Source organism: Akkermansia muciniphila, from assembly GCF_002884975.1.
GTDB lineage: Bacteria > Verrucomicrobiota > Verrucomicrobiia > Verrucomicrobiales > Akkermansiaceae > Akkermansia > Akkermansia muciniphila_C.
The window spans coordinates 509,559-533,545 of the sequence record NZ_PJKB01000002.1 but is presented as its reverse complement, the minus strand read 5'-3'; the positions used below and the strand labels follow the sequence as shown (position 1 = coordinate 533,545).

22 protein-coding genes are annotated in these 23,987 nt (G+C 60.6%); 10 read left to right on the top strand and 12 right to left on the bottom strand.

Annotated elements, in window-relative coordinates:
• Nucleotides 1–42 precede the first annotated feature (42 nt).
• On the top strand, nucleotides 43–906 hold the full coding sequence (locus tag CXU21_RS08370) for an aldo/keto reductase (RefSeq protein WP_102725712.1): 864 nt from the start codon (nucleotides 43–45) through the stop codon (nucleotides 904–906).
• 34 nt (nucleotides 907–940) lie between these two features.
• On the opposite strand, the gene CXU21_RS08365 is transcribed toward CXU21_RS08370, so the two are convergent.
• A complete protein-coding gene (locus CXU21_RS08365) occupies nucleotides 941–2,119 on the bottom strand; it encodes a hypothetical protein (RefSeq protein ID WP_146017023.1) in 1,179 nt (392 codons plus the stop codon).
• Between the two features lie 149 nt (nucleotides 2,120–2,268).
• Nucleotides 2,269–4,917, bottom strand: coding sequence for a DNA topoisomerase III (gene topB, locus CXU21_RS08360; RefSeq protein ID WP_102725710.1), 2,649 nt, complete (start codon nucleotides 4,915–4,917; stop codon nucleotides 2,269–2,271).
• Between the two features lie 242 nt (nucleotides 4,918–5,159).
• Here topB and CXU21_RS08355 point away from each other — a divergent pair, with 242 nt between their 5' ends.
• Complete coding sequence (locus CXU21_RS08355; RefSeq protein ID WP_102725709.1) at nucleotides 5,160–5,597, top strand: hypothetical protein; 438 nt, start codon at nucleotides 5,160–5,162, stop codon at nucleotides 5,595–5,597.
• A gap of 62 nt (nucleotides 5,598–5,659) precedes the next feature.
• Here the strand turns inward: CXU21_RS08355 and cobA are convergent, their stop codons facing one another.
• The gene (gene cobA, locus CXU21_RS08350) at nucleotides 5,660–7,243 is read right to left on the bottom strand and encodes a uroporphyrinogen-III C-methyltransferase (protein ID WP_257997379.1); all 1,584 of its coding nucleotides are present in this window, start codon (nucleotides 7,241–7,243) and stop codon (nucleotides 5,660–5,662) included.
• 77 nt (nucleotides 7,244–7,320) lie between these two features.
• Between cobA and CXU21_RS08345 the strand changes: the two genes are divergently transcribed.
• Both CXU21_RS08345 and CXU21_RS08340 read left to right on the top strand, forming a co-directional pair.
• Nucleotides 7,321–7,779 (top strand): PepSY-like domain-containing protein, encoded by a 459-nt coding sequence (locus CXU21_RS08345; protein ID WP_102725708.1) that lies wholly within the window; start codon nucleotides 7,321–7,323, stop codon nucleotides 7,777–7,779.
• Between the two features lie 202 nt (nucleotides 7,780–7,981).
• Nucleotides 7,982–8,653, top strand: a complete 672-nt coding sequence (locus tag CXU21_RS08340) for a zinc metallopeptidase (RefSeq protein WP_102715973.1) — start codon at nucleotides 7,982–7,984, stop codon at nucleotides 8,651–8,653.
• A gap of 197 nt (nucleotides 8,654–8,850) precedes the next feature.
• Here the strand turns inward: CXU21_RS08340 and CXU21_RS08335 are convergent, their stop codons facing one another.
• Nucleotides 8,851–11,955: an efflux RND transporter permease subunit gene (locus tag CXU21_RS08335; protein ID WP_102725707.1), complete on the bottom strand. Its 3,105-nt coding sequence runs from the start codon at nucleotides 11,953–11,955 to the stop codon at nucleotides 8,851–8,853.
• A gap of 6 nt (nucleotides 11,956–11,961) precedes the next feature.
• On the bottom strand, nucleotides 11,962–13,119 hold the full coding sequence (locus tag CXU21_RS08330; RefSeq protein ID WP_102725706.1) for an efflux RND transporter periplasmic adaptor subunit: 1,158 nt from the start codon (nucleotides 13,117–13,119) through the stop codon (nucleotides 11,962–11,964).
• A gap of 293 nt (nucleotides 13,120–13,412) precedes the next feature.
• Here CXU21_RS08330 and CXU21_RS08325 point away from each other — a divergent pair, with 293 nt between their 5' ends.
• Entirely contained in the window at nucleotides 13,413–14,225 is an 813-nt protein-coding gene (locus tag CXU21_RS08325) for a MerR family transcriptional regulator (RefSeq protein ID WP_102725705.1), read from the top strand.
• 24 nt (nucleotides 14,226–14,249) lie between these two features.
• Here the strand turns inward: CXU21_RS08325 and CXU21_RS12585 are convergent, their stop codons facing one another.
• Nucleotides 14,250–14,378: a hypothetical protein gene (locus CXU21_RS12585; RefSeq protein ID WP_257997378.1), complete on the bottom strand. Its 129-nt coding sequence runs from the start codon at nucleotides 14,376–14,378 to the stop codon at nucleotides 14,250–14,252.
• Between the two features lie 43 nt (nucleotides 14,379–14,421).
• Between CXU21_RS12585 and CXU21_RS08320 the strand changes: the two genes are divergently transcribed.
• The 4 genes from CXU21_RS08320 to CXU21_RS08305 are packed head-to-tail and all read left to right on the top strand — an operon-like array spanning nucleotide 14,422 to nucleotide 18,602.
• Complete coding sequence (locus CXU21_RS08320; RefSeq protein ID WP_257997377.1) at nucleotides 14,422–15,423, top strand: thiamine pyrophosphate-dependent dehydrogenase E1 component subunit alpha; 1,002 nt, start codon at nucleotides 14,422–14,424, stop codon at nucleotides 15,421–15,423.
• 21 nt (nucleotides 15,424–15,444) lie between these two features.
• Nucleotides 15,445–16,419 carry an alpha-ketoacid dehydrogenase subunit beta gene (locus tag CXU21_RS08315; protein ID WP_102714891.1) on the top strand — a complete coding sequence of 325 codons (975 nt, stop codon included), beginning with the start codon at nucleotides 15,445–15,447 and terminating at the stop codon, nucleotides 16,417–16,419.
• An 18-nt stretch (nucleotides 16,420–16,437) separates the two neighbouring features.
• Complete coding sequence (locus CXU21_RS08310; RefSeq protein ID WP_102725703.1) at nucleotides 16,438–17,706, top strand: 2-oxo acid dehydrogenase subunit E2; 1,269 nt, start codon at nucleotides 16,438–16,440, stop codon at nucleotides 17,704–17,706.
• Nucleotides 17,707–17,738: 32 nt separating this feature from the next.
• Nucleotides 17,739–18,602 carry an LpxI family protein gene (locus CXU21_RS08305; protein WP_102725702.1) on the top strand — a complete coding sequence of 288 codons (864 nt, stop codon included), beginning with the start codon at nucleotides 17,739–17,741 and terminating at the stop codon, nucleotides 18,600–18,602.
• Nucleotides 18,603–18,689: 87 nt separating this feature from the next.
• Here CXU21_RS08305 and CXU21_RS12390 read toward each other — a convergent pair whose 3' ends face one another.
• The 6 genes from CXU21_RS12390 to CXU21_RS08280 form a co-directional block, all read right to left on the bottom strand.
• Nucleotides 18,690–18,866, bottom strand: a complete 177-nt coding sequence (locus tag CXU21_RS12390; RefSeq protein WP_180972473.1) for a hypothetical protein — start codon at nucleotides 18,864–18,866, stop codon at nucleotides 18,690–18,692.
• 55 nt (nucleotides 18,867–18,921) lie between these two features.
• Complete coding sequence (locus CXU21_RS08300) at nucleotides 18,922–19,251, bottom strand: hypothetical protein (RefSeq protein WP_102714885.1); 330 nt, start codon at nucleotides 19,249–19,251, stop codon at nucleotides 18,922–18,924.
• 78 nt (nucleotides 19,252–19,329) lie between these two features.
• Nucleotides 19,330–19,656, bottom strand: coding sequence for a hypothetical protein (locus tag CXU21_RS08295; RefSeq protein WP_146017022.1), 327 nt, complete (start codon nucleotides 19,654–19,656; stop codon nucleotides 19,330–19,332).
• 138 nt (nucleotides 19,657–19,794) lie between these two features.
• Nucleotides 19,795–20,496 (bottom strand): MmcQ/YjbR family DNA-binding protein, encoded by a 702-nt coding sequence (locus CXU21_RS08290; RefSeq protein WP_180972731.1) that lies wholly within the window; start codon nucleotides 20,494–20,496, stop codon nucleotides 19,795–19,797.
• Nucleotides 20,497–20,655: 159 nt separating this feature from the next.
• Nucleotides 20,656–21,450: a WecB/TagA/CpsF family glycosyltransferase gene (locus tag CXU21_RS08285; protein ID WP_102725699.1), complete on the bottom strand. Its 795-nt coding sequence runs from the start codon at nucleotides 21,448–21,450 to the stop codon at nucleotides 20,656–20,658.
• A 26-nt stretch (nucleotides 21,451–21,476) separates the two neighbouring features.
• Nucleotides 21,477–22,250: an MBL fold metallo-hydrolase gene (locus tag CXU21_RS08280; RefSeq protein WP_180972730.1), complete on the bottom strand. Its 774-nt coding sequence runs from the start codon at nucleotides 22,248–22,250 to the stop codon at nucleotides 21,477–21,479.
• Nucleotides 22,251–22,314: 64 nt separating this feature from the next.
• Between CXU21_RS08280 and recN the strand changes: the two genes are divergently transcribed.
• Nucleotides 22,315–23,973 carry a DNA repair protein RecN gene (gene recN, locus CXU21_RS08275; RefSeq protein WP_102725697.1) on the top strand — a complete coding sequence of 553 codons (1,659 nt, stop codon included), beginning with the start codon at nucleotides 22,315–22,317 and terminating at the stop codon, nucleotides 23,971–23,973.
• The last annotated feature ends 14 nt before the right edge of the window (nucleotides 23,974–23,987 follow it).

The following is a 23,987-nucleotide window of genomic DNA, read 5'->3' as shown; positions in this document are numbered from 1 at the left end:
GCCCTCTTTACCGTTTCCGGCGGAGGGTGCTTCATGAAGGGTATGAAAACCATTACTTCCCCCGGAGATACCCAGCGGCTGAGCAACGGGCTTCCCATGCCCGTCATCGGTTACGGAACCTACCTGGCCCCGGATGACACGGCGGGCGCCAGAAGCATTCTGGACGCGCTGGAAGCGGGTTACCGCCTCATTGACACGGCCAGCGTGTACGGTAATGAAAAAACAGTGGGCCGCGCCGTCAGGGAAAGCTCCGTCCCGCGGGAGGAAATTTTCATCACCAGCAAGGTCTGGAACACGGACCAGGGCTATGACACTACGCTGGGGGCTTTTGACGCCTCCCTGAACCGTCTTGGAATGGATTACCTTGACCTGTACCTGATTCACTGGCCCATCCCCGCCGGCTATGAAGAAGACTACCGGAAACTCAACCGGGAAACCTGGAAAGCCATGGAGCGGCTATACAAGGAAGGCCAGGTAAAGGCTATTGGCGTCAGCAACTTCCTCCCCCACCATCTGGAAGCCCTGATGGAGGAAGCCGACATCATGCCCATGGTGAACCAGTTGGAGATCAATCCCAGGTACCACCAGACGGAAACGGTCGCCTTCTGCCGGGAACACGGAATTCTGGTGGAATCATGGGGCCCCCTGGCCCGCGGCGGAGTACTGGAGGAACCCGTTCTGCGCCGCATTGCGGACAAGCATAAAAAATCCGTGGCCCAGATATGCCTGCGCTGGGAACTGCAGCGCGGCATCGTGCCCCTTCCCAAATCCATGCATGCGGACAGAATCCGTGCTAATTTAGACGTCTTTGACTTCTCCCTGGACGGGGAAGACATGGCCCTCATTGAAACGCTGGATGCCCCCGGCCACTACTCCATCCATCCGGACCATCTTTCCGAGGAGTAAATTCAACAGGCCGCCAGACGCCGGAAGCGCAGGCCTATTCCCTCCGCTTTCTGGCGGACTCCACCAGGCGCTGACGGGCTTCCTGCCTGGCGCGTAATGCCCGCTCACGTTTTCTTTCCTCCGCCAGCGCCGCTTTCTTTTCTGAATCACGGAGTTTTCCGTAATGCAGGGGATCAAGGTCCGCCTCAGTCTCCGGGCCTTCATGGTGGTACACGGGCAAACCGTCCGCGGCCAGCGCCACGTGATAGTAGTGACCGTCCTGCCCCTTGGAATCCCTGCCCTTTTTGTCCAGGCGGGAGAGAATCACGGCATATCCCAGTCCCGGAGCGTTCATCAGCTTCCGCTGGTCATCAAACAGGGCGGCCACGCACATGTTGTCGTATTCCAGCTTGATGACGCCGCAGACCATTTTACCCTCCGTATTCCAGTACATGGCCAGTTTCTTTCTTCCCAAAGAGTTGGGTTTGCACGTCTCGTAAGCTCCCTTGACGGGGCGGGCTTCCATGACTAGGGAATAGTCCATGTTGCTGTAGGATTTCGTTTCCCTTGCGGCGATTTTTTCACCCGCAGGAAGCAGAGATGAAACGGGGCCGCGCATTTCCGTCCGTTCTTCGGGCATGTATGTTGAAGGGGCCAGCAAACCGGTTCCGGCATCGTAGTAAACGGAAAGGCTCCCCTGGTCCAGAACCATGTCAAAGCTTTTCTGACCCCGTGCGCTTTCCGGCCGGTTCTGCGGACGGTAATATTCCTGGATGCGGAACGGAGGCCCCTTGATGGCGGAGAGAGAGGAGGTACAGGCCAGGCCGTCAATTTTCCTGTTTCCGGTCAAGGTTCCGCCGGGGTTTTTCCGGGCCGTTTCATTGTACCGGGGGGAGATGTCCTTTTCTACCGTCGTCCACGTTACTTTTTCCAGCTCTTTCATCAGGAACGGCCAGAGCGTCGCGGCCAGCTTGAGGTCCCGGCGCGCCGCCGTTCCCGTCAGGGAAGTTACCAGCGCCGCGTCTTCCTCATCCAGACGGTTCAACGGAATTTCCACACGCTTCCGGCCCGTTTTCAGAGCCAGTTTGCTTCCCGTGCAGGATTGGAAGCTGCCTTTTACCACGTCTCCAAGCTTGGAAATCCATTCCCGTTCACCCGGAAAGGCATATTCCTCCGCCGGCGCGCCTACAGCACCGCACCATACCAGCACAGCAATCAGAAGCAGTTTCATCATCAGGGACACAGGGTTGCGGTTGCACCCTAACATACGGGAACGCCTGGGAAAAAGCTTTTTCCCGGCCCTTCCCTGATCCCTTGACGGAAAGCCCCCCTCCCTTCTACGGCTGCCGGCATTCTTCCGCCGGCAGCTTTTGTGCACCGTTCCTACTGTTTGCGGGGCTTTTTGGGAGCGGCTCCGGTTTTGGCGTTCTTACCGGCGTCCTTGGCCGCAGTTGTTTTACCCGTGGCTTTGGCAGCGGCGGTTTTACCCGTTTTCACCGCCTTTTCCTTTTTGTCTTCCGCCTTTGAAGCGGTTTTTTTCGCGGGATATTTCTTTTCCCTCGGCGGGAATTCAAAGCCTATCTTACCCGTTTTCGCGTTGAAAACCAGATAGGCGTCAAACGGGCGCTTGGTGCGCTGTGAGATGAAGCCCTTCAGCAGATCCGACTTGCCTTCCCCCAAAATCTTCAATACCTGGTCCAGCGGGATTTCACGGCCCAGAATGGTCCGGGATACGGAGACGGAGACACTTTCCTTCCCGATCGTCAGGGAGGGAACCTTCCAGGCCTTGGCCGTTTCCATCACATCGTGTTCCCCCAGGTCCGGAATGGTTACGGAGGCCACTTTCACGGCTTCCTCCGTTCCGGCGGCGTCCTCTTCCTCCCGGGCCGGGAAGTAGAGCGTGGCGCGGAATTTGTCATTGAGCTCCAGCCCCGCTTCAAAGGGCTTGCCGAACCGGGACGTGAACCCGTGGAGGATTCCCGTCTTGCCGTCCACAATGAGAGTTTTCAGTTCTTCATCCGTCATGTCGCGGCCGGAGATGACCTTGCGGATGCTGAACTTGCAGGAACGGCAGGAGACTGCATCCAGCGTGTTCTTCAGGCCGTGGGCGTGGCAGGACGGGCAGTCCAGTTCGATTTCCGGCAGTTCCACCTGCTGCTGGGCCTCCCGGAAGTCTTTCACTCTTTTCACGATTTCCCCGGTCAGCGTCTTGATGCCTTCCATGAAGGAGTCCCGCTGCAGGGCGGCCTGCTCCATCTGCTTGAGCTTGTATTCCCATTCCCCGGTCAGGCTGGGGGAGGTGAGCGTTTTCAGCCCGATGCGTTCCAGCAGGCCGATGAGCTCAATGCCGCGGCGCGTCGCCAGAAGGTCCCTGCCGTCACGGACAATGTATTCCTGGGAGATCAGGCCTTCAATGATGGAGGCGCGCGTAGCGGGCGTGCCCAGGCCGCGCTCGCTCATGGCGGCGGCCAGTTCTTCGTCATGAACCAGCTTCCCGGCGCCTTCCATGGCCGCCAGCAGCGTGGCTTCATTGTACCGGGCGGGCGGCTTGGTCATGGCGTTGCGGATTTCAATTTCACGCACCGCGGCTTCCTCACCGTCCTGCACGGGCACCAGTTCCTCCTTGCCGGAGGCTCCGGCCTTGCGGCCGTACACGGCCTGCCAGCCCGGTTCCACCAGCACGCGGCCCGTGGTCAGGAAGGCGTCCGTCACGTTGCCCCCGTGGGAGATGAGCGTGGTTCTCCGCGTGTCTTCAAAGACGGCGGCGGGGAAAAAGACGGCCAGGAAGCGGGCCATGACCATTTCAAAAAGTTTTTGGGCGTCTCCGGTCAGCTTTTCAATCTTGCCCGTCGGAATAATGGCGAAGTGGTCGCTCACCTTCTTGGTGTCAAACACCCTCCGGTTGGGCTTGATGCGCTTGTTGTCCAGAATGTCCCTGGCAAAGGTAGCGAATTCCGGGTCCTGCTCCGCCACGGTGCCCACGATGCCGTATACCTTGCCCAGGTAGTCCTCCGGCAGGTAGCGGGAGTCCGTACGGGGATAGGTGAGCACCTTGTGCTTTTCATAGCATTCCTGGGCAAGCTGCAGCGTGCGCTTGGCGGAGAAGCCGTAGCGGTTGGCAGCTTCCCGCTGGAGGGAGGTCAGGTCATACAGCAGCGGGGCAATGGTGGTGACGGGTTTCTTTTCCTCCGTCACGGTACCGGATTTTCCACGGCAGCGGTCGCGGATGACGGTTGCCAGCTCGGAGTCCCAGATGCGTTCCGGGCGGGACTGCGCGTCATCGCTCTTTTTCCAGTCGCGGTCAATCCACCGTCCGGCGTAGGACCCCGCCTTCACGTCGAACTCCGCCCATACTTCCGAGTAAGGCACCGGTTCAAACGCCTGGATTTCCAGTTCCCGCTGCGTCAGGATAGCCAGCGTGGGAGTCTGGACGCGTCCGGCAGGGGTCACGTTGAACCCGCCGCGGGATTGCAGGATGGTGAGCGCCCTGGTGCTGTTCAGGCCCACCAGCCAGTCAGATTCGGAACGGCAGACGGCGGCATTCGTCAGAGGCTCCATATCGGCCTCGCTGCGCATGCTGTGCCACGCATTCAGGATGGCTTCATCCGTCATGGACTGCATCCAGAGGCGGCGCGTCGGCTTGGTCCATTTTCCGTACCGGACCATGTTGTGGAAAATCAGTTCCCCCTCGCGGCCCGCATCACATGCGTTGACGATTTCCGTGACGTCCTTGCTTTTGGCAAGCTGAAGCACCTTTTTCAGGCGGTCTTCAGACTGCTTGATCGGTTCCAGTTCAAAAGCGTTGGGGATGACGGGCAGGTAGTCGAACTTCCAGGGGAGCGACTTGCCGCCCTCCGTCATGGGTTTTTTCTGCTCCAGCAGGTGGCCCACGGCGGACGTGATGATCGCGCGGTCATTCTGGTAATACGCCCCGGACTTGTCCCGGGTGAATTTTCCAAGCTCCTTGCCAAGCACCCTCGCCAAATCAGTGGCGACGCTCGGCTTTTCTGCTATGATTAAAGTTTTGGACATATTGGCGGCTCGGAAAAATAAATGTGGTAAACAGTGGCTGCAGCACGATCCGCATCATGGCGGCGCGTTGCATTTGGAGGTGAATTCCTACTCCCCTACCCCCCATCCCTGTCAATAACCAATTATGTATTCACGGAAAAAGCATCCTTTTTTATGCCAGGATGCGGGTTTTCCTCCCTTCTTTTGCCGAAAAAGCCGCGTTGCCCCCTTGTCAGCCGCACGGGGGCGTGCTATTCCATGGGATGATGAAAACGAGCCTTTCCCGCGTCCTTGTTGCCGCCTGCGCCGCCCTGCTGGCGGCCTGCTCCCCCACCCCGTCCGACCGCATCGCGAAGAATATGCCGGCCTATGAACAATTGCCCCGGGAGCAGCAGGTCAAAGTGGCGCGCGGAGAGCTGGAAAAAGGCATGTCTCCCATGGCGGTGCTGCTGGCATGGGGGGAGCCTGAGCAGAAAATGACAGGCCGCATGGACGGCAGGAACACGGAACGGTGGATTTATACGAAGAGCGGTACGGGCTGGGCCGTGGGCCTGGGCGGGGGAGGCTTCCGCAGCCGGGATTCCGGCGTGGGAACGGGCATAGGCGTCACGATGCCTCTGGGCAGCCGCCCGCCCGTTTCCTATAATGTCCTGTTTGAGAACGGAAAGGTAGTCGGCTGGGAAGCCGTCAACGGCTTCTGACCCGGAGCATGCGGCATTGGGGGCTAAGCCCCCGTGGTTCTGTATTCCATTAACCGGGGTGCCTACCTCCTCCCGGCCTTGAGGATGGCTTCCACCAGGCCGTTGATGTCATGCGTTTTTGCCGTAATCGCGGGAGCATGGCCCAGTTCCTTCAGGGTATCCGTGGTCACGGGCCCGATGCTGGCAGCCTTGCAGCCGTCAGGCCAAGGCAGGTTGAGGCGGAAGAAGTTTTCCGCGGTGGAGGAGCTGGTAAATGTCACGATGTCCGCACCCCGTTCACGGAAAGCCGCCTGGGCGCCCGCCACATCCTCCGTTTCCGCTTCCGTCTTGTAGGCAACGCATTCATCCACGATCGCCCCCAGGGAGGTGAGGCCGTCATAAATCACCCGGCGGGCTTCCTCTCCGCGGACCCACAGGAAGGTGCTGTGTTCAATGCCGCCGATTTCCTTGCGGGCGTCCTTGAAGGCTTTCACAAGGCCTTCCGCCACGTATTTTTTAGGCATTACGTCCACGGCCAGCCCGTATTCCCGGAGCTTGGCTTCCGTGCCTGGCCCGATGGCCGCAATCCTGGCCCCGCCAATGCTCCGGATGTCCTTGTACACGGCAAAGAAGGCCTGGAAGAAGCGTTCCACTCCGTTGGGGCTGGAGAATACCAGCCAGTCATAGGTGTGGGCGTGCACCACGCCTTCCGCAAATTCCCGCCTGTTGGAGGGGGGGGCAATGCGGATGGTGGGCATTTCCAGCACGTCCGCGCCCAGCCTGCGGAGGCGGGAACTCAGTTCCCCCGCCTGGGAGCGCGTGCGCGTCACCACGATGCGTTTTCCGAAGAGGGGAAGCCGTTCAAACCAGTCCAGCTGCTCCCGTTCCTTCACCACGTCTCCGATCACGACCACGGCAGGGGCCTCCAGGCCCGCTTTCAGAACCTTGGCGGGCAGGGTCTTCACCGTACCCGTGACCGTCCGCTGAAGCCCCGTGGTGGCCCACTGGATGGCCGCGGCGGGAGTGGACGCGTCCTGGCCGAATCCGACCAGGGCCTCACACACCTCCGCCAGCTTCCGCATGCCCATCAGCATGACCTTGGTGCCTTGCGCTCCGGCAATGCCCTTCAGGTCCAGGGAGGATTCCTTTTTATTCACGTCCTCATGGCCCGTGAACACGGTAAACTGCGTGCAGTGCCTGCGGTGCGTCACCGGAATGCCCGCGTAAGCCGGCCCCGCAATGGCGGAGGTAATGCCCGGAATGACCTCAAACGGCACGCCCGCTTCATGCAGGGCATCCGCTTCCTCCCCTCCGCGTCCAAAGACGTAGGGGTCTCCACCCTTCAGGCGCACCACCCTTTTTCCGGCACTCCCCAACTTGACCAGCAGGGCGTTGATTTCCTCCTGGGGCAGGGCGTGGCGGGAAGCCCGCTTGCCCACAAAAATCCGTTCACATGCGGCAGGGGCCCAGTTCAGCATCTCCGCGGAACTCAGCGCATCATACACCAGCACTTCCGCCGTTTCCACCAGCTCACGGCCGCGGACGGTCATCAGGCCGGGGTCTCCGGGACCCGCTCCAAGCAAATAAACAATACCCTGTTGCATGCTGCCATTCAACTCCATCACCCTCTTTTTGGCGACAATAAACCCCGCCATGTCCGGATTCATTCCATTTATGGCTAAATTGTCACAGAGCATCCGCAAAAGTTTCTTGGTTTTTGAATAAATACAATTATCACGTATTCATGAATATTTCACGTATACTTACGACCACTCTTGCCGCCGCGTTCGCTCTCCCGGCTTTAGCGGATATTCCGGCTTCCAGCGTTCCCGCCCCCGTGAAGGAGCAGGTGCAGAAGCAATACCCGGACGCCGGGGCCATCGAATGGGATTTCGACAATGACGAGGATATTTATGAAGCGGAATTCCGCCTCAACGGCCTGGAATACGAGGTAAAGCTTTATCCTGACGGCACTGTCTGCCTGGTTAAGGCGGATATGCGCCTTCAGGATCTTCCCGCCCCCGTTACGGCGGCTATCGCCCGCGATTTCCCGGGGTACGCTCCCCGCCGCGCCAAGCAGATCACCGCCAGGGGCGCCATGAAGTACCGGGTGGACTGCCGGTCCGAGTCCGCCGCCGTCCGCAAACTGGAGCTTTATTATGCCCCGGACGGCAAGCTTCTCTCCCGGAAGGCGGACGATTGAATTCGCCGTTCTTCCGCATGTTTCCGTATGACAGAAGCCGGGGGGCCATCCCCCGGAGGCTGACACGGCATCCTCTGGATTCAACAAAGCCTTATGATATAAGGTCAAACTTGCAATGATTGAATTATTCAATATAGACCTCCTTTCCTACACGGCCCAGGCGGCGGAAAACGCCCCGCAGCATTCCTACACCATTTACTGGATGATTCTGCTGGGCTCCATGCTTCTGAGCTGGCTGGTCAGCGCCCGCATGAAGAGCCGTTTTAGCGAATATTCCCAGATTCCCATTCCGGTGACCGGGCGGGAAGTGGCGGAGCAAATGCTGAAGGACAACCATATTACGGACGTGAAGGTGATTTCCACGCCCGGCCACCTGACGGACCATTACAATCCGGCGGACAAGACCGTCAACCTGAGCGAATCCGTCTACAATTCCAACAGCATCGCCGCCGCGGCCGTGGCAGCCCATGAAGTGGGGCATGCCGTGCAGCATGCCCAGGCCTACCACTGGCTGGGCCTGCGGTCCGCGCTGGTTCCCATCGTCCAGTTCTCCTCCAACATGGTAAGCTTTGTGCTGATCATCGGCATTGTACTGCTGGCCATGGGCGGTTCACCGTGGGTGCTGGGGCTGGGCATCGGCCTGTTTGCCATCACTACCATCTTCGCGTTTATCACGCTTCCGGTGGAGTTTGACGCTTCAGCCAGGGCCCTGAAGTGGCTGGACCGCTCCCACCTGATGAATTACTTTGACCACGGAAAGGCCAAGAGCGCCCTGTTCTGGGCGGCCATGACCTACGTGGTGGGCGCACTTTCCTCCCTGGCCATGCTGCTGTATTACGTGTTCATCTTCCTGAACGCGCGCGGAAGGGAATAACCCGGGGCACGGGCGCAGCGGTATACGGGGTTCCAGCCGATGCGGATAACAGGACTTTTTCCCGAAAGGAGGGGAGCACGGAAACGTGTTCCCCTTTTTTAACGCATCAGGCGCGGGCAGCGGCCCCGCATGGGGTTCCGTCTTCCCGCGCCTTTTCGCGGCGGCCATTCCGGCCGCTTTTTTGCAATCGTGCTGCCTTATGCTTCTTCCGGGTGGTTCGGTTTCCTCTTTCCCGCCGTCAGGCGGAAGAAGAGGGGAACCAGGAAGATCGCCAGCAGCGTGGCCGTAATGATGCCGCCCAGCACCCCCGTGCCCACGGCGCGCTGGGCGCCCGCCGCCGCCCCGTGGGCGAAGGCCAGCGGAATCACCCCGGCGCCAAACGCCAGGGAGGTCATCAGGATGGGCCTCAGGCGCAGTTTGGCGGCGGTCACGGTGGCTTCAATCACGCCCATTCCCTCCCGGTAGAATTCCTTGGCCACTTCCACAATGAGGATGGCATTCTTGGCGGAAAGGCCGATGGTCGTGATCAGGCCCACCTTGAAGTAGATGTCATTGGGCATGTCCCGCAGGAAAACGGCCAGAAGGGCCCCGAGCAGCCCCAGAGGCACCACCAGGATGACGGCCAGCGGAATGGACCAGCTTTCATAGAGCGCCGCCAGCACCAGGAAGACAATCAGGATGGACAGGGAGAACAGGAGGGTGGCCTGGGAGCCTGCCAGCTGTTCTTCATAAGACTGCCCCGTCCATTCAAAGCCCACGCCCTGCGGCAGGGTGGCGGTAATCTGTTCCAAGGCTTTCATGGCGTCCCCGCTGCTTTTGCCGGGTGCGGCGGAGCCGTTAATCGTGAAGGAGGGATAATTGTTGTAGCGCGTGAGCTGGGGAGGGCCCGCCGTCCAGTCCAGCCGGACGAAGGAGGAGAGGGGCAGCAGCTTCCCCTGGTCATTGCGCACATGCAGGTCTTCAATGTCATTACCGTTCAGGCGGCTTTTTCCGTCCGCCTGGATAATGATGCGGCGCACCTGGCTGTCGTGCATGAAGTCCCCCACGTAGCTGGAGCCGAACATGACGGCCAGCGAGTTGCTGATTTCCGTGATGGGCACCCCCATGGAGAAGGCTTTTTCACGGTCAATGGAGACGTGCAAGCGCGGCGTATCCGCCTGGCCGGAGAAGTAAACGCCCGCCAGATTGGGGTCCGCATTGGCGCGGGCCAGAAGTTCGTCACGGGCTTCCACCAGCCGGTCATAGCCCAGGCCGCCCCTGTCCTGAAGACGGAAGTCAAACCCGGAGGTGTTGCCCAGTTCCGGCAGCGCGGGCATGTTCAGGGCCATGACGAGCATCTGGCGGTCCCCGGCAAAGCGCATGTTGACACGGTCAATGATTTCCTGGGCGGAGTTGCCCGGCCCGGTGCGTTCATCCCATTTTTTCAGGCCGATGAACAGGATGCCCATGTTGGTGCCGGACCCCATGAAGCTGAAGCCGCCCACGGAGTAGGCATATTCCACGGGTTCATGCTTCATCAGGTATTCCTCCACCTCGCGCAGGCGGGTGCTCGTTTCCTCCTGGAGCGTTCCGGCAGGAAGGGCCACCATCGTCATGAAGTTGCCCTGGTCTTCCTCCGGAAGGAAGGAGGTGGGAAGCGTCATGTACAGGTACCCGGCTCCCGCAATGATGAGCACATACAGGAACAGGGAGCGCACGGGGCGCTTGATAATTCCGGTCACGGCGCTGCCGTACCGGTCCGTGGACCGGTGGATTGTCCTGTTGAACCATCCGAAGAATCCCTTTTTCTCCTGATGCTCCACGGAGGAAGCCTTCAACATGGCGGCGCAGAGCGCCGGAGTCAGGGAAAGGGCCAGGAATGCGGAGAAGGAGATGGAGACAATGAGCGTTACGGCAAACTGCCGGTAAATGTTGCCCACCGCCCCGCTGAAAAACGCCATGGGAATGAAGACCGCCACCAGCACGGTGGTGATGCCCACGATGGCGCCGCCGATCTGCTTCATGGCCTTGACCGTGGCGCGGCGCGCATCCAGCCCTTCCTCCATCATGATGCGTTCCACGTTTTCCACCACCACAATGGCGTCATCCACCAGAATGCCGATGCTGAGCACCATGCCGAACATGGTAAGCATGTTGATGGAGAAGCCGGAGAGCCACATCACGGCAAAGGTTCCCAGCAGGGCTACGGGAACAACGAGCGTCGGGATGAGGGTGGCCCGGAAGTTCTGGAGGAACAGGAACATGACCAGGAACACCAGGACAATGGCTTCCACCAGGGTAGAGATGACCTTCTGGATGGAGATTTCCACGAAATGGGTCGTTTCATACGGAATCTGGTAGGTAACGCCGGCCGGAAAGTCCCGGGCCAGTTCATCCATCTTGGCCTTGAGCAGGCCCATGGTTTCCACGGCGTTGGACCCCGGAGCCATCTTGATGGCCATGCCGGTGGCGGTCTGCCCGTTGCAGCGGGAGAAGAAGGCGTAGCTGTTGGCGCCCAGCTCCACCCGCGCCACGTCCCCCAGCTTGACGGAAGAACCGTCTGAAAGCGTTCTCAGGGCAATGGAGGCGAATTCCTCCGGCGTGCGGAAGGCTTCCTCCGCCACCACGGTGGCATTGATGGGGGCGGAGTCGGAAACGGCGGCTCCGCCGATGTCGCCGATGATGATGCGCTCGCTCTGGGCGGCTACGGCGTTTACAATGTCCGTGGGTGTGAGCCCCAGCGCCTCCAGCTTTTCCGGATCAGGCCAGATGCGCATGGACGTTTCAGCGCCGAACTGCTCCACGCGCCCGACGCCCTTCACGCGCTTCAGCTCCGGGATGATGCGGGCGGAAGCCCATTCCCCCAGCTCCGTATCATTCAGGGCCCCCGTGGAGGAAAGGGAGATCATCGCCTGAATGTTGTTGGAGGATTTTTCCACAAACACCCCTTCCCTCCGGACGGATTCCGGCAGGCGTGATTCCACGATTTTCAGGCGGTTCTGGACTTCCACGGCGGCAATGTCCGGGTCCGTACCCTGCTCAAAGGTGGCGATGATTTCCACCATGCCGCTGGAGCTGCTGCTGGCGGACATGTACAGGAGCCCCGGCGCGCCATTGATTTCCCTTTCAATGACGGCGGTGACGGCTTCTTCCGTGTCCTGGGCGGAGGCCCCCGGATACGTGGTGCGCAGGGAGATGACCGGCGGCGCGATGTCCGGATACTGGGCAATCGGCAGGCTGGGAATAGCCAGCAGCCCGATCAGGGAAATCAGCAGGGCTACTACCCACGCGAAAATGGGGCGGCGTATAAAGAAGTCAGGCATGACGGTTTATTGCTGGGAGTTGGATTGCGGCTGGGGCGCGGCGGTGCGGACCTGCATGCCGGGCCTGAGGGACATGATGTGGCTGACCACCACCTTGTCCCCGTCCTTGAGGCCTTCGGAAACCAGCCATTCCCGGCCATTCAGCGTATCCGCCTTGACGGGGCGCATTTCCAGCGCGCCGTCCCGGCCCACCACAAAGACGGAGGCGCCCTGCGCGGTGCGGATGACGGCGTCACGGGGGATGGCGAACACGTTGTCGCGCACCGCCTTGTCAAATACCACGCGCACATAGGCTCCGGGAAGAAGCTCATAGTCCGGGTTGGGGAACTGGGCGCGCATTTCAATGGTATCCGTATTCGGATCCACCGCCATGTCGGAGAAGATGATCTTGCCGGAATGGGGGTATTCCTCCCCGTTGGAGAGCAACAGGCGCACCTTGATGTCCTCCAGCGGCACCCCCTTCCACAGGCCGGACACCACGGCCCGGCGCAGGCTGCTGTACTGGGAGGCCGGCTGGCTGAACCGCACGTAAATGGGGTCTATCTGCTCAATGGTGGTCAGGTGCGTGAATTCATTCTGGTTGGCAAACGCCCCTTCCGTCACCAGCGCGCGGCGCACGCGGCCGGAGATGGGAGCCTCCACCCGGGTGTACTCCAGATTCAGGCGAGCCTGCTCCAGGGATGCGGCGGCGGCGGCGTACTCCGCCCTGGCGCGGTCTTCCTCCGCCCTGGCCTGCTTGTGCTCGCGCACGCTGACGGCCCCCTTGGCGACAAGGGAGGAATAGCGCGCGGCCTTGTCCTCCGCGTCCGCCAGCACCGCCTTGGCGCGGGCCACCGTTGCCTTGCATTCATCCAGAACGGCCTGAAGGGGCGCGGGGTCTATTTTGAAGAGAAGATCGCCGGGCCGGACCGTCTGCCCTTCCTGGTAGCAGCGTTCCTGGATGATTCCGGTCACGCGGGCGCGGACTTCCGCCTGCAGGTAGGCCTCCATGCGGCCGGGAAGATTGGCGGTTACGGGGACCTGCGTGCCGTGAGCCGTCAGCACGGCTACTTCCGGCACCATGCCTGCGGGAGGTCCGGCGGCCTGGTTTTCATCCTCCTGACGGCAGGAGGGCAGAACCGCCAGAAGAGAGGAGCAGAGAAAGAGAAGACAAGTCGTTTTCATAAGTAATAATACTGTAATTAAGCCTCAAGAGATCCCGGAACCGCACTTCCGACAAGACCGGAGATTTTTCAATTGCCATATGATGTAAAGTATCCCATAATGGGAGAGTCAAGAGGTAATGAAAAGATTAAGAGGGACGGCTTTTTATCATTTGTTGTAAGCCATTGACAGAAAAATTTAAATGAAGACGCAGAGATTTCGTCTTCATAAAGATTTCTTTTACATGTAGAAGCGGTTCCCGCCGGGAATGCTCCTGAAGAAGGAAATCCGTTTCCCTCCAACCGCGATACAGGATGGACAAGCAGAATTTACTCACTATCGGCAGCCTGTCCAAACAGACCGGCGTGCATATCAAATCCCTCCGGTATTACGAACAGCTGGGCATTCTGCGCCCGGCCCATACGGACCCGGATACCGGGTACCGTTATTACACCCTTTCCCAGATTCCCGTGGTGGACGCCATCCGCGCCTGCATCTTTCTGGATATTCCCCTGAAGGAGTTCACCACCTTTCTGACCAAGGACCAGCAGAGAATCCACTACAAAAAGCTGATTTCCCACGGCACCATGCTGGCGCACCAGAAAATCAGGGACATTCAGGAGAAACTGCGCTTGCTGGAAAAATTCCAGAAGCAGATGGACCGGATGGAAGGCTTCCAGCACAGCGAGGGGCAGACCGTCCACGCACTGCCGGAAAAATATTGCTGGGCGGTGCCCTATGCCGGGAAACAGCACAGCCCTGATTACAATATCCTCATTACCCGCATGTTTGAAGACATCAGCCGCAATAACCTGCGTCTGGGCGCGGAAGCCGGGCTCCTTTCCTTCCACCGGAGCGCAGGAACGGAACAGTTCCTGTACGTGGAGGTGGAGGCGAGAAAGAAAGACGCCCGGCAGCTGAAAGAAATCATGCGCCTGCCTGCCGCCTCCTTCCTCTGCGCCATCACGCAGGAAAGCGGCATCGGAAAAGCCCCTCTCGTCTTTCCGGAACTTTTTGCACTGGGGTATGATAAAATCATCATGGAAACGGAGTTGTTTTCCGGAGATTACGATGTGGTCCACCCCAAATTCGAACTGAGATGCTCCCTCCCCCCGGAAGAGAAGTGAAACGGAAAGATTTTTCCGGAACAGTCAACGGGTGAAGGGGATGTAAAAAGCGCCCTTGGCGTCCCGGGGTCCCCGGTCCGCGCTCCCGCCGCCCTGCGGGGGAGCCGGAACGCCCGTCCAGGCCCACAGGCACGGAGTCTCCGGAAGTTTCATGAAATGGCATTGCATTTCCCCATTCAGCATATAAAATAATGGGGTGGCACATTGCGACACTAAACAACCGGACCTGAAGGAAAGCGCCGTCAAGGCTTACAAGGCCATGTTGCTGGCGCGGGCTTTTGACACGAAAATTTCCAGCCTGTATAAAGCGGGCAAAATCACGGGCGGCGTTTACCTGGGCCGCGGCCATGAAGCGATTGCCGCCTGCGGCGGCGTTTTCCTGACTGCCGGGCATGATGTGATCGCCCCGTTCATCCGGGAACAGGCGGCGCGCATCGCCTGGGGGGAACCGATTATTGAAGCGGCGCGCTCCTACCTGGGCTCCGCCCTGGGCTACATGAAGGGAAGGGACGGGAACGTGCACCGCGGGCTCCCGGCGGAAGGGTACATGGCCCCCATCAGCCATTTGGGCAGCACGGTTGCCTTCGTCATCGGCTGCCTGTTTGCCAAGCGGCTGGACGGCAAGCTGCCCGGCCCCGTGGGCGTGGCCTTCTGCGGAGACGGCACCACCTCCACCGGGGCCTTCCATGAAGCGGCCAACATGGCGAACGTGGAACATCTGCCGCTGGTGCTCGTGGTGACCAACAATCGATTTGCCTATTCCACGCCTAATGTCCGGGAATTCGGGGAAGCCTCCCTGGCGGACAGGGGCCGCGGCTACGGCTTCACCGTGCATGAAACGGACGGCACGGATTTCATGTCCACGCTGGAAACGTTCCGCACCGCCGTCAGCAACGCGAGGGAGGGCCTGGGCCCCCAGTGGGTGCTTGCCAAGACCCTGCGCATGTGCGGCCACGGCGAACATGACGACGCCTCCTACATCCCCAGGGAGCTGAAGGAGGAGTATAACAAAAAAGACCCCGTGCTCGTCGCGGAGCGCCAGCTTCTGGAAGCCGGATGGCTGACGCCGGAAGAAGTGGCGGACCTGAAAAAGCAGTATGCCGATGAAGTGCAGCTGGCCGTGGCTACCGCCCAGCGGGAACCGGAGCCGGACCCCTTCCGGGAAGACTGGAACGCCACGGTATGGAGACCTTATTAAGCCTGCAAACGGAATATTCCCATGAGCGTAACATACATTGATGCCATTCACGACGCCCAGAAAGACCTGCTGACGGAAGACAAGGACGTTTTCCTGTACGGGCAGGACATAGGCGTTTTCGGCGGCGCTTTTAAAGCGACCAAGGGCCTCAAGGAGCTCTTCCCGGACCGGGTGATTGACGCCCCCATCAGTGAGGACGCCATGGCCGGCATGGTCACCGGAGCCGCCGTCATGGGCAAGAAGCCCATCATGGAGGTCCAGTTTGCGGACTTCAGCACCATCGCCTTCAACCAGATCGTCAACATGGCGGCCACCCATTACTACCGCACGGGCATTCCGGCCAATATCACGGTGCGCCTGCCCTGCGGCGGAACGCCCGGCACGGGCCCCTTCCACAGCCAGAGCCTGGAAGCCCTGTTTGCCCATTATCCGGGCCTGCACGTGATGACCCCGGCCACGGTGGCCGACGCCTACTGGATGCTGCGCCAGGCCGTGGAAGTGCCTGATCCCGTGATCTTTCTGGAACACAAGTTCCTGTACCGCTGGCTGAAGGCGGAGGACAACTACCGGGAAGCCCCGGTCGTCCCCTTCGGCATGGCCCGCATCGCCCGCACCGGAAAGCACGCCACCGTGGTGGCTTACAGCGCCATGGTGCCGGAAGCCGTGCGTGCGGCGGACCTGCTCGCCAAGGAGAGCGGTTATGAAGTGGAAGTAGTGGACCTCCGCACGGTGCGCCCGCTGGACATGGATACCGTCATCGCCTCCGTAGCGCGCACCGGACGCGTCCTGGTCATCGGGGAAGACTTCCCGTGGGGAGGCGTCACGGCGGAAGTGGTTTCCCGCATTGTAGCGGAGGGGTTCCATCTGCTGGACGCCCCGCCCCAGCGGCTCAACGCCAGGGACACCCCCATTCCCCAGCATCCCAACCTCTGGAAGGCCCACCGCCCCACGATGGAATCCATCGCGGCCTCCATCCGTCACCTTTTATCCATCTGATCCAACCCAGTTTCCACCATGCCTAAAGTACCCATTCTGATGCCCCAGCTCGGGGATTCCATTGCGGAAGCCACCGTGCTGCGCCTGCTGGCGGCCCAGGGCGATACCGTAGAAGCCGACCAGGAAATCTTTGAGGTAGAGACCAACAAGGCCACCATGGGCGTTACCACCATGTGCGGCGGCGTCCTGAGCGATGTGTTTATCAAGGAAGGGGAATCCGTCGTGGTCGGCGCCTGCATGGCCATGATTGATGCCACGGAGGAGGAGATTGAGCGTTCCGGGGCTACTCCCGCCGGCGAATCGCCTTCCCTTCCGGCCAGTCCGGAATCCGTGCCTCAGCCCGTGCCCGCCCCAGCCAGCCAGGAGGACAAGCCCGCCGGGGTGCACTTCGGCGTGACGGGGGAATCCTACCAGGAAAACGGCACGGACCTGAAAGTCCAGCCCAGTGTGCGCGGCCTCCCGGTGCCTGCCGGCATGAAAGGCGCGCACTACATGTCCCCCCGGATGAAGGCGCGCATGGATGAACTGGGCATGAGCGCCTCGGACATCGCCTTCATCTCCGGTTCCGGAGCCGGAGGACGCGTCACCATTGACGATCTGGAAGAATTCCTGGAATACGTGAGCCAGTGGCCGCACCGCAAGGCCTCATCCATGCGGCTGGCCGTGGCGGACGCCATGCGCCGGAGCTGGACGCGCCCCCTGGCTTCCGCCGGGCGCCCGGTCTTCATGGACCCCCTGATCAAGCACAGGCAGCATTCCCCGCTGCGGCCCGGCATCACCCTGTACTTTGCCCGCGCCCTGGCCCTGGCCCTGGCGGAAAGCCCGGAATGCGCCGGCTACCTGGTGGGGGAAAACATCCTTTCCCCCAAGACCATTGACATCGGCATCGCCGCGCAGGTGGCGGACGGCGTCATGGTTCCCGTACTCCGCCGCGTGAACGAACGGACGATGGAAGAACTTCTGGAAGACTACAATCGGCTGATCGCTCAGGCGCGCCGCCGCAGGCTGGCCCCGGAAGACAGCACGGGAGGCATCGCCACGGTCACCAACTTCGGCGGCTTCGGCCTCACCTTTGCCGCGCCCATGCCCATGCCCAGCGAATCCCTCATCCTGGGGGTGGGCGCCGTTACCAAGACTCCGGTCTGGAGCGACGAGGTGGAGGCGTTCATTCCCATTTCCAAGGCCAACATCGTGGCTACGGGGGACCACCGCGTGGTGGACGGCGCGGACATCGGCCGCCTGCTCAAGCGCGTGGCGGAACTTCTCCAGCGCCCGGAATACCTGTAACCAGCCCCACGTTCCCGCACGCTTCACGCCGCATGACGACAGACCCGCCCGTATTAGGCCTGGTAGCCGGAGACGGCCTCTACCCGGAATACATTGTCCGGGGGGCGCGCCGCCGGACGCCGGAGCTGCGCATTGTGGCCGTGGGCTTCAAGGGGGAGACCAATCCCGCCGTCATCCCCCTGTGCGATGTCTACAAGGAGTTCAGCGTGGGGCAGCTCAGCAAGCCGTTCTCCTTCCTGAAAAAGAACGGCGTGCAGAACGTCATCATGGCCGGAGGCATCAACCCGAAGAATATTCTTTCCCTCCGTCCGGACCTGCGCGCCCTTTCCGTACTGATGCGCATGCCGGAGAAAAATGCGGATTCCCTGCTGGGGGCCGTCATCACGGAGGCGGAAAAGGAAGGCTTCACCATCCTGCCCGCCTTCACGTACATGGAAGAGCACATGCCGCAGCCGGGCCACATCGCCGGACCGCGGCCCACGCCCGAACAATGGGAGGACGCCGTCTTCGGCATGCAGATGGCCAAGGAAATCACGCGCCTCCACATCGGGCAGTCCGTCATTGTGCACCATGGCACCGTGGTGGCCGTGGAAGCCATTGAAGGCACCAACAACTGCATCCGCCGCGGCGGCGAGCTGGGCAACGGCAAACCCGCTACGCTGGCCAAAGTGGCCCGCCTGGGGCATGACATGCGCTTTGACATTCCCACCATCGGCCCCGTCACCATCCAGACGTGCGCGGAATGCGGCATCAGGCAAATCGCCCTGGAAGCGGGAAAAACCATCCTGCTGGAACGTGACAGGGTGGAGCAGCTCTGCAAAAAGCACAAGATCAGCCTGCACGCCCTCCAGCTCCCGGAACAGGGCGGCCCTTCCCCGGCAGACCGGCCTGCATAAAAATCCCCTCGCCCGGAAACCCGGACAAGGGGAAATCATTCCGCATACGGGATGCGGAATAAAAAACGGCTTATTCAACCGCCGGAATTAAGCGTTTTTGTCCTTGTCCATCATGGACTTGGCCTTGTCGCTTACCCCGGAAGCCATATCCTTGACGCCTTCCTTGCCTTTTTCGTAGGCGTCTTTCATTGCTTTCTTGCCTTCTTCCATCTTTCCGGAAGCGGCATCTTTCGAGCATCCACAGCCTTCATGCATATGGTTCATATGATCTTTGGAGTCACACATAATAATTAAATGGTTTGCTTTTTAATTGTTTGAATTAACCGTTTTTCGCAGCGTCGCCGATGGCTTCGGCCTTATCGGCAGCCCTGTCCGCCGCATGGTCTACGGCTTCCTTGCTGTCCTGGTAAGTATCCTTCACGGCTTCCTTGCTCTTTTCGTAAGCGTCCTTCACCGCTTCCTTGCCTTCCTTCATTTTTTCAGAAGCGGCGTCCTTGGCGGCTTTGGCGCCCTTTTTCATGTGGTCCTTGGCTTCGGCCATGTCCTTGTCACCCTTGGTGCAGGAATCGCTGTTACAGGCGCTCTGGGCCAGGGCCACGACGGGAACTGCAACGGCTACCGCTGCTATAGCATATATCAATTTTTTCATGACGTTGTTCTATTTGGATTCATTCCAATAGACTCTTTCTTCATGAAAAACTATGAATACAGTCGTGTCATTCTGCGTTCACTCCTGCAAATCAAAAGCCATAAACGCCGCGGAGGCAACGCAGTCCCGGCATGGAACGCAGCCTTCTTTTTTCAGCTCCCTGCAATGGAAATAACCCAGCTTTTCCACAAACCGCCGCTTCAGCTCCTCCCTTGACTGCACGGGCGTGCACAGAAGCGCTCCATATAAGGCGCCGCATACTCCGTCAGGAGCTCTTCCGGTGCCGCACGCGGAGACGGCTTCCAGCAAATCCTCCCTTCCCAGGGCCGCGCAAACGGCCTGGGCGCAGTTGTGGCGCCAGGGTTCCGTGCGGAATGTGGACAGCGCCTTTTCTTCAATGTTCATGCCCCCACTGTAGGCCCGGCCCCCTTCCGGGTCAAGAGCCCCGTCCTGCCTTCCCACCCGCAAGCCACGCCGCCGTATTCCAGACGGATTCCGGGTGCGGAAAACATAAGCCGTCCGGGAAACCGCCGGCAGCGGCGCTCACTTTCCGGCAAGCCGGCGGCTGGTCTCCAGGCGCGCGGCCAGTTCCTCAAAAGGAACGGCGCCGTCCAGACAGAGGCTTACCCAGTTTTTCTTATTCATGTGGTAGGCCGGAAAACGGCTGCGATGGTCCACAAGGCCGTCAAGCTCGCCGGGGCAAACCCGCAAATTCAGCACCTCCACCCTTTCCTTGGAACTGCCGCCCAGTTTCAACCGCGGCACGGCCAGGAAAACGGCATACCATTTTTCCGTGTCCTTCCGGCGTACGATGGCGCTCCCCGGCGACTTGCGCCACAGGAATTCCAGTTCGTCCCCGTAAACCTCCCGGACATGGGTGATGAGGCTCCGGGCGGGACCTCCCTTGAAGAAATCGGGCTCAAAGCAGCATTCCGCCACATGCCACAGCTCTTCCTCATATTCCCTGCGCAGCGCCCTTTCCTGCAACCTGTCCGCCGCCTGAGCTGATTGCAGGATGTCCTTCCCGTCCGCATCATGCATCACCACACTGACGGAACCGTCCGCGTGTATTTCAAATTCCATGCGGCGCCGGCCATTCAGCAGTTTTGCCCGGTATGTAAAACCATTTTCCCCGTGAACGCAGCCGAAGGGAAGCAGCTTTTCCTCACACAGCCTCCTGTCCCTGAAAACGCGTTCCACGGCTTTTTCATACCAGGTTTTCCGGGAAATGCGGCGAAAGAACATAGAAGAAATAAAGTTAAAGGCGGGTAGGAAGTGGGAACCGTCACCCGCATCCCTTGCGGACGTGCAGGACCAGGAGAAGCCATGATAAAACCGCACAAGAACGGTGCAAGGCCAAAATAACCTGCGCCCCATCTCCGGGGCACGCACCGGGAAAAGGCCTTACCTCCCCGTCAGCACGTACCACACGAACAGGCTGTTATGTTTCACGTAACGCTTGAGCAGCCGTCCCGGTTCCCGGTAAATGCGGTACAGCCATTCCAGGCCGTTCCTCTGCATCCACCGGGGAGCGCGTTTCACCGTTCCGGCATGAAAGGCAAATGCGGCCCCCACCCCCACATAAACCGCCGGGGGCAGCAGCTCCTTCTGTTCCGCCATCCACCGTTCCTGCTTGGGGCAGCCCAGGCCCACCCAGACCACATTGGCCCCGCTTGAGGCGATGGCCTCCCTCATGGCCCTCCGGTCTTCCTCCGTCCAGGAATGGAAGGGAGGGGAATAGGCACCGGCCAGATGGAAAGCGGGGTGCTTCTCCTTCAATACGGAGCCCAGAACCTCCAGCATTTCTTCATCCCCGCCCAGCAGAAAATGGCGCAGTTCCGGATAGGCGGCATTCGCCCTGACCAGGGCTTCCATCAAATCCGGCCCGCTTACGCGTTCAGCGGCCCTTTCCCCGGCGGAAAGCCCCTGGTTCAGCTTCCACACCACGGGCATGCCGTCCGGGCAAACCACGTCCATCTTTTCCAGCACGGCTCCGTAATCCGGATCATGCACGCCGAGGGTCATCACATGCACATCCGCGGCGGCTACCAGGCACGGGGCCTGCGCTTCCGGCGCATGCTCCGCCAGGGCGCGGCTCAATTCCTCCACGGAACTGACGGCCACGGGAAAGCCGAACACCTTCCTGGTCTGGCATGGAATCCGTGCGCCGGGCTGGTCAGGATCGTTTGGAGCAGTCATGGCCTGGTGGGAATGAAGGAAGGAAATTACGGCAGGGACAGCCTCAGGCCGTCGTAGGCCGGAATGACATTTTCCGGCAGTTTGCCGGAAAGAATATGGTAATCCATGTCATGGGACATGTGGGTCAGCACGGCGCGCCGGGGCCGGATGGCGGCAATGGCGGCCAGGGATTCCTCCAGGCACAGATGCGTGGGGTGCAGATGATAGCGCAAGCCGTCAATGATCAGCAGGTCAACCCCTTTCATGGCCTCCAGGGTGGCCTCCGGAATGCTTTTCACATCCGGCATGTATGCCAGCCGCTGCCCTTCCGCCTCCAGCACGTAGGCATAAGTCTCCACCCCGGCATGCATTACGGGAAGAGGCGTCACCAGCACGCTCCCTACGCGGAACGGCTCCGTCACCTCGTGAGGTTCCGGCCTGACGTAGCCGCTCCGGGCCGTTTTCGGTTCAAACGCCCAGCCGTACATGGTCCGCAGGGCCTCCATTGTCTGCGGGGAAGCGTACAGGGGCAGGCCGCCGGACCTGCGCCAGCAGAAGGCGCGCAGATCGTCAAACCCGCCCACATGGTCCACATGGGCGTGCGTGTACAGCACAGCGTCCACGTCCGTGATGTTTTCCCGCAGGGCCTGCTGACGCAGGTCCGGGGAGGAATCCAGCAGAATGCGGGTGCCCGCGGCTTCCACGTAAATCGAAGAACGCAACCGCTTGTTCCTGGGATCCGGCGATGTGCAGACCGCACAGGAGCAACCTATCTGGGGAACTCCGGTGGACGTCCCGGTACCCAGAAAGAGAATGTTCATCACAGAGGTCATGATTGCGTTTAGAGCAAATGATGCCATAATGCATTCAAAATCCAAAGCCCGAATGCTTACATTGCTGAAAATTAGAAACCTGGCCCTTGTGGACCAGCTGCTCTGGGAACCCAGCTCCGGCTTCATCTGCATCACGGGGGAAACGGGCGCGGGGAAATCCGTCATCATCGGCGCCATACGACTGGCGCTGGGAGAGCGTGCGGACAAAACACTCATCCGGTCCGGAGAACAGCAATGCAGCGTAGAGGCCGTGTTCCACCTGCCGGACTCCTCCCCGGTGCACGCCATTCTGAATGAACACGGCGTGCCGCCCTGCGAAGACGGCAACCTGATCATCAAGCGCATTATTTCCTCCACGGCCAACCGCCAGTTCCTGAATGACAGCCCGTGCACCCTGAACCTGCTGCGGGAGGCGGGCGCCTGCCTAGTGGACATGCACGGCCCCAGCGACCACCGCTCCCTGATCTCCCAGGAAAGGCAGCTTTCCCTGCTGGACGCCTTCGGCGAACACGCCCCCCTCATGCACGCCTATGCGGACGCCTGGCGGCAGTGGCAGGACGCGCGCCGGGCGTATGACGACCTGGAGCATGCGGAAGCGGCCACGGCGCGGGAAATAGAACTGCTGCGCCACCAGGTGGACGAGATAGACGCCGCCGCCTTCACGCCGGAGGAAGTGCTCACGCTGGAGGAACGCTGGCAGCGCGCCCGCAACGGCACCAGGCTTCAGGAACAGGTTTCCAGAATGCTTGCCATGCTGGAGGAAACGGATGTTCCCGGCCTGGGTTCCCAGTTGAGGGAACTGACCCGGGCGGCCCATGAACTGGAGCGCATGGACGCCTCCACCGCCGCGTGGCTGGCTCCGCTGGCGGAAGTAAATCTGGAGCTCAAGGAGATTGAGGGGCGTCTGGCGGATTATTCCGCCGAGCTGGATTCCGATCCACGGGAACTTTTCCAGCTGGAAGAGCGCATCAACCTGCTGGAATCCCTGAAAATGAAATACGGCCCTTCCTTTGAAGATGTCTGCGCCCGGAGGGAGGAGGCGGCCCACCGCCTGGACCGCATCGAGCACCGCACGGAACGCCTGGAAGAGCTGAGGGCCTCCATGGCCGTCCTGCGCAAGCAGGTGGACGCCGCCGGACAGGCCCTGACCAAAGCGCGGCAGGCATCCGCGCCCAAACTGGCTTCCTCCATCGTCAGGCATTCCCGGGAACTGGGCTTCCGCCAGGCCGTCTTTGAAGTGGGCCTGTCCCCCCTCCACGAACCCGGCTCCCAGGGAATGGAAACGGTGGAATTCCTGTTCGGCCCCAATCCGGGGGAACCCTCCAAGCCTCTCCGGCTGATCGCTTCCAGCGGGGAGCTGGCCCGCATCATGCTGGCGATTAAAAGCGCGCTGGCCCACAAGGATTCCACCCCCCTGCTGGTGTTTGACGAAATAGACGCCAACGTGGGCGGGGAAGTGGCGCGGGCCGTAGGTTTCAAGATGCAGCAGCTGGGGAACCGGCACCAGGTCATCTCCATCACGCACTTCCCGCAGGTGGCCGCGCTGGCGTCCCACCACTATCTGGTCCAGAAAGCTTCCGCGGGCAACCGCACCATCTCCTGCCTGCGGGAGGTGAGCCATGAAGACCGGATAGACGAGCTGGTCCGCATGCTGGGCGGCGGAGGCGACCACGCACGCACGCTGGCCCAAGCCCTGCTTCAGCCTTCCTGAACGGACGCGTTAAA

Coding starts and splice junctions, on each gene's coding strand:
- CXU21_RS08370 (WP_102725712.1), top strand. CDS start 43: ATGAAAACCATTACTTCCCCCGGAGATACCCAGCGGCTGAGCAACGGG.
- CXU21_RS08365 (WP_146017023.1), bottom strand. CDS start 2,119: ATGATGAAACTGCTTCTGATTGCTGTGCTGGTATGGTGCGGTGCTGTA.
- topB (WP_102725710.1), bottom strand. CDS start 4,917: ATGTCCAAAACTTTAATCATAGCAGAAAAGCCGAGCGTCGCCACTGAT.
- CXU21_RS08355 (WP_102725709.1), top strand. CDS start 5,160: ATGATGAAAACGAGCCTTTCCCGCGTCCTTGTTGCCGCCTGCGCCGCC.
- cobA (WP_257997379.1), bottom strand. CDS start 7,243: ATGAATCCGGACATGGCGGGGTTTATTGTCGCCAAAAAGAGGGTGATG.
- CXU21_RS08345 (WP_102725708.1), top strand. CDS start 7,321: ATGAATATTTCACGTATACTTACGACCACTCTTGCCGCCGCGTTCGCT.
- CXU21_RS08340 (WP_102715973.1), top strand. CDS start 7,982: ATGATTCTGCTGGGCTCCATGCTTCTGAGCTGGCTGGTCAGCGCCCGC.
- CXU21_RS08335 (WP_102725707.1), bottom strand. CDS start 11,955: ATGCCTGACTTCTTTATACGCCGCCCCATTTTCGCGTGGGTAGTAGCC.
- CXU21_RS08330 (WP_102725706.1), bottom strand. CDS start 13,119: ATGAAAACGACTTGTCTTCTCTTTCTCTGCTCCTCTCTTCTGGCGGTT.
- CXU21_RS08325 (WP_102725705.1), top strand. CDS start 13,413: ATGGACAAGCAGAATTTACTCACTATCGGCAGCCTGTCCAAACAGACC.
- CXU21_RS12585 (WP_257997378.1), bottom strand. CDS start 14,378: ATGAAACTTCCGGAGACTCCGTGCCTGTGGGCCTGGACGGGCGTTCCG.
- CXU21_RS08315 (WP_102714891.1), top strand. CDS start 15,445: ATGAGCGTAACATACATTGATGCCATTCACGACGCCCAGAAAGACCTG.
- CXU21_RS08310 (WP_102725703.1), top strand. CDS start 16,438: ATGCCTAAAGTACCCATTCTGATGCCCCAGCTCGGGGATTCCATTGCG.
- CXU21_RS08305 (WP_102725702.1), top strand. CDS start 17,739: ATGACGACAGACCCGCCCGTATTAGGCCTGGTAGCCGGAGACGGCCTC.
- CXU21_RS12390 (WP_180972473.1), bottom strand. CDS start 18,866: ATGAACCATATGCATGAAGGCTGTGGATGCTCGAAAGATGCCGCTTCC.
- CXU21_RS08300 (WP_102714885.1), bottom strand. CDS start 19,251: ATGAAAAAATTGATATATGCTATAGCAGCGGTAGCCGTTGCAGTTCCC.
- CXU21_RS08295 (WP_146017022.1), bottom strand. CDS start 19,656: ATGAACATTGAAGAAAAGGCGCTGTCCACATTCCGCACGGAACCCTGG.
- CXU21_RS08290 (WP_180972731.1), bottom strand. CDS start 20,496: ATGTTCTTTCGCCGCATTTCCCGGAAAACCTGGTATGAAAAAGCCGTG.
- CXU21_RS08285 (WP_102725699.1), bottom strand. CDS start 21,450: ATGACTGCTCCAAACGATCCTGACCAGCCCGGCGCACGGATTCCATGC.
- CXU21_RS08280 (WP_180972730.1), bottom strand. CDS start 22,250: ATGAACATTCTCTTTCTGGGTACCGGGACGTCCACCGGAGTTCCCCAG.
- recN (WP_102725697.1), top strand. CDS start 22,315: ATGCTTACATTGCTGAAAATTAGAAACCTGGCCCTTGTGGACCAGCTG.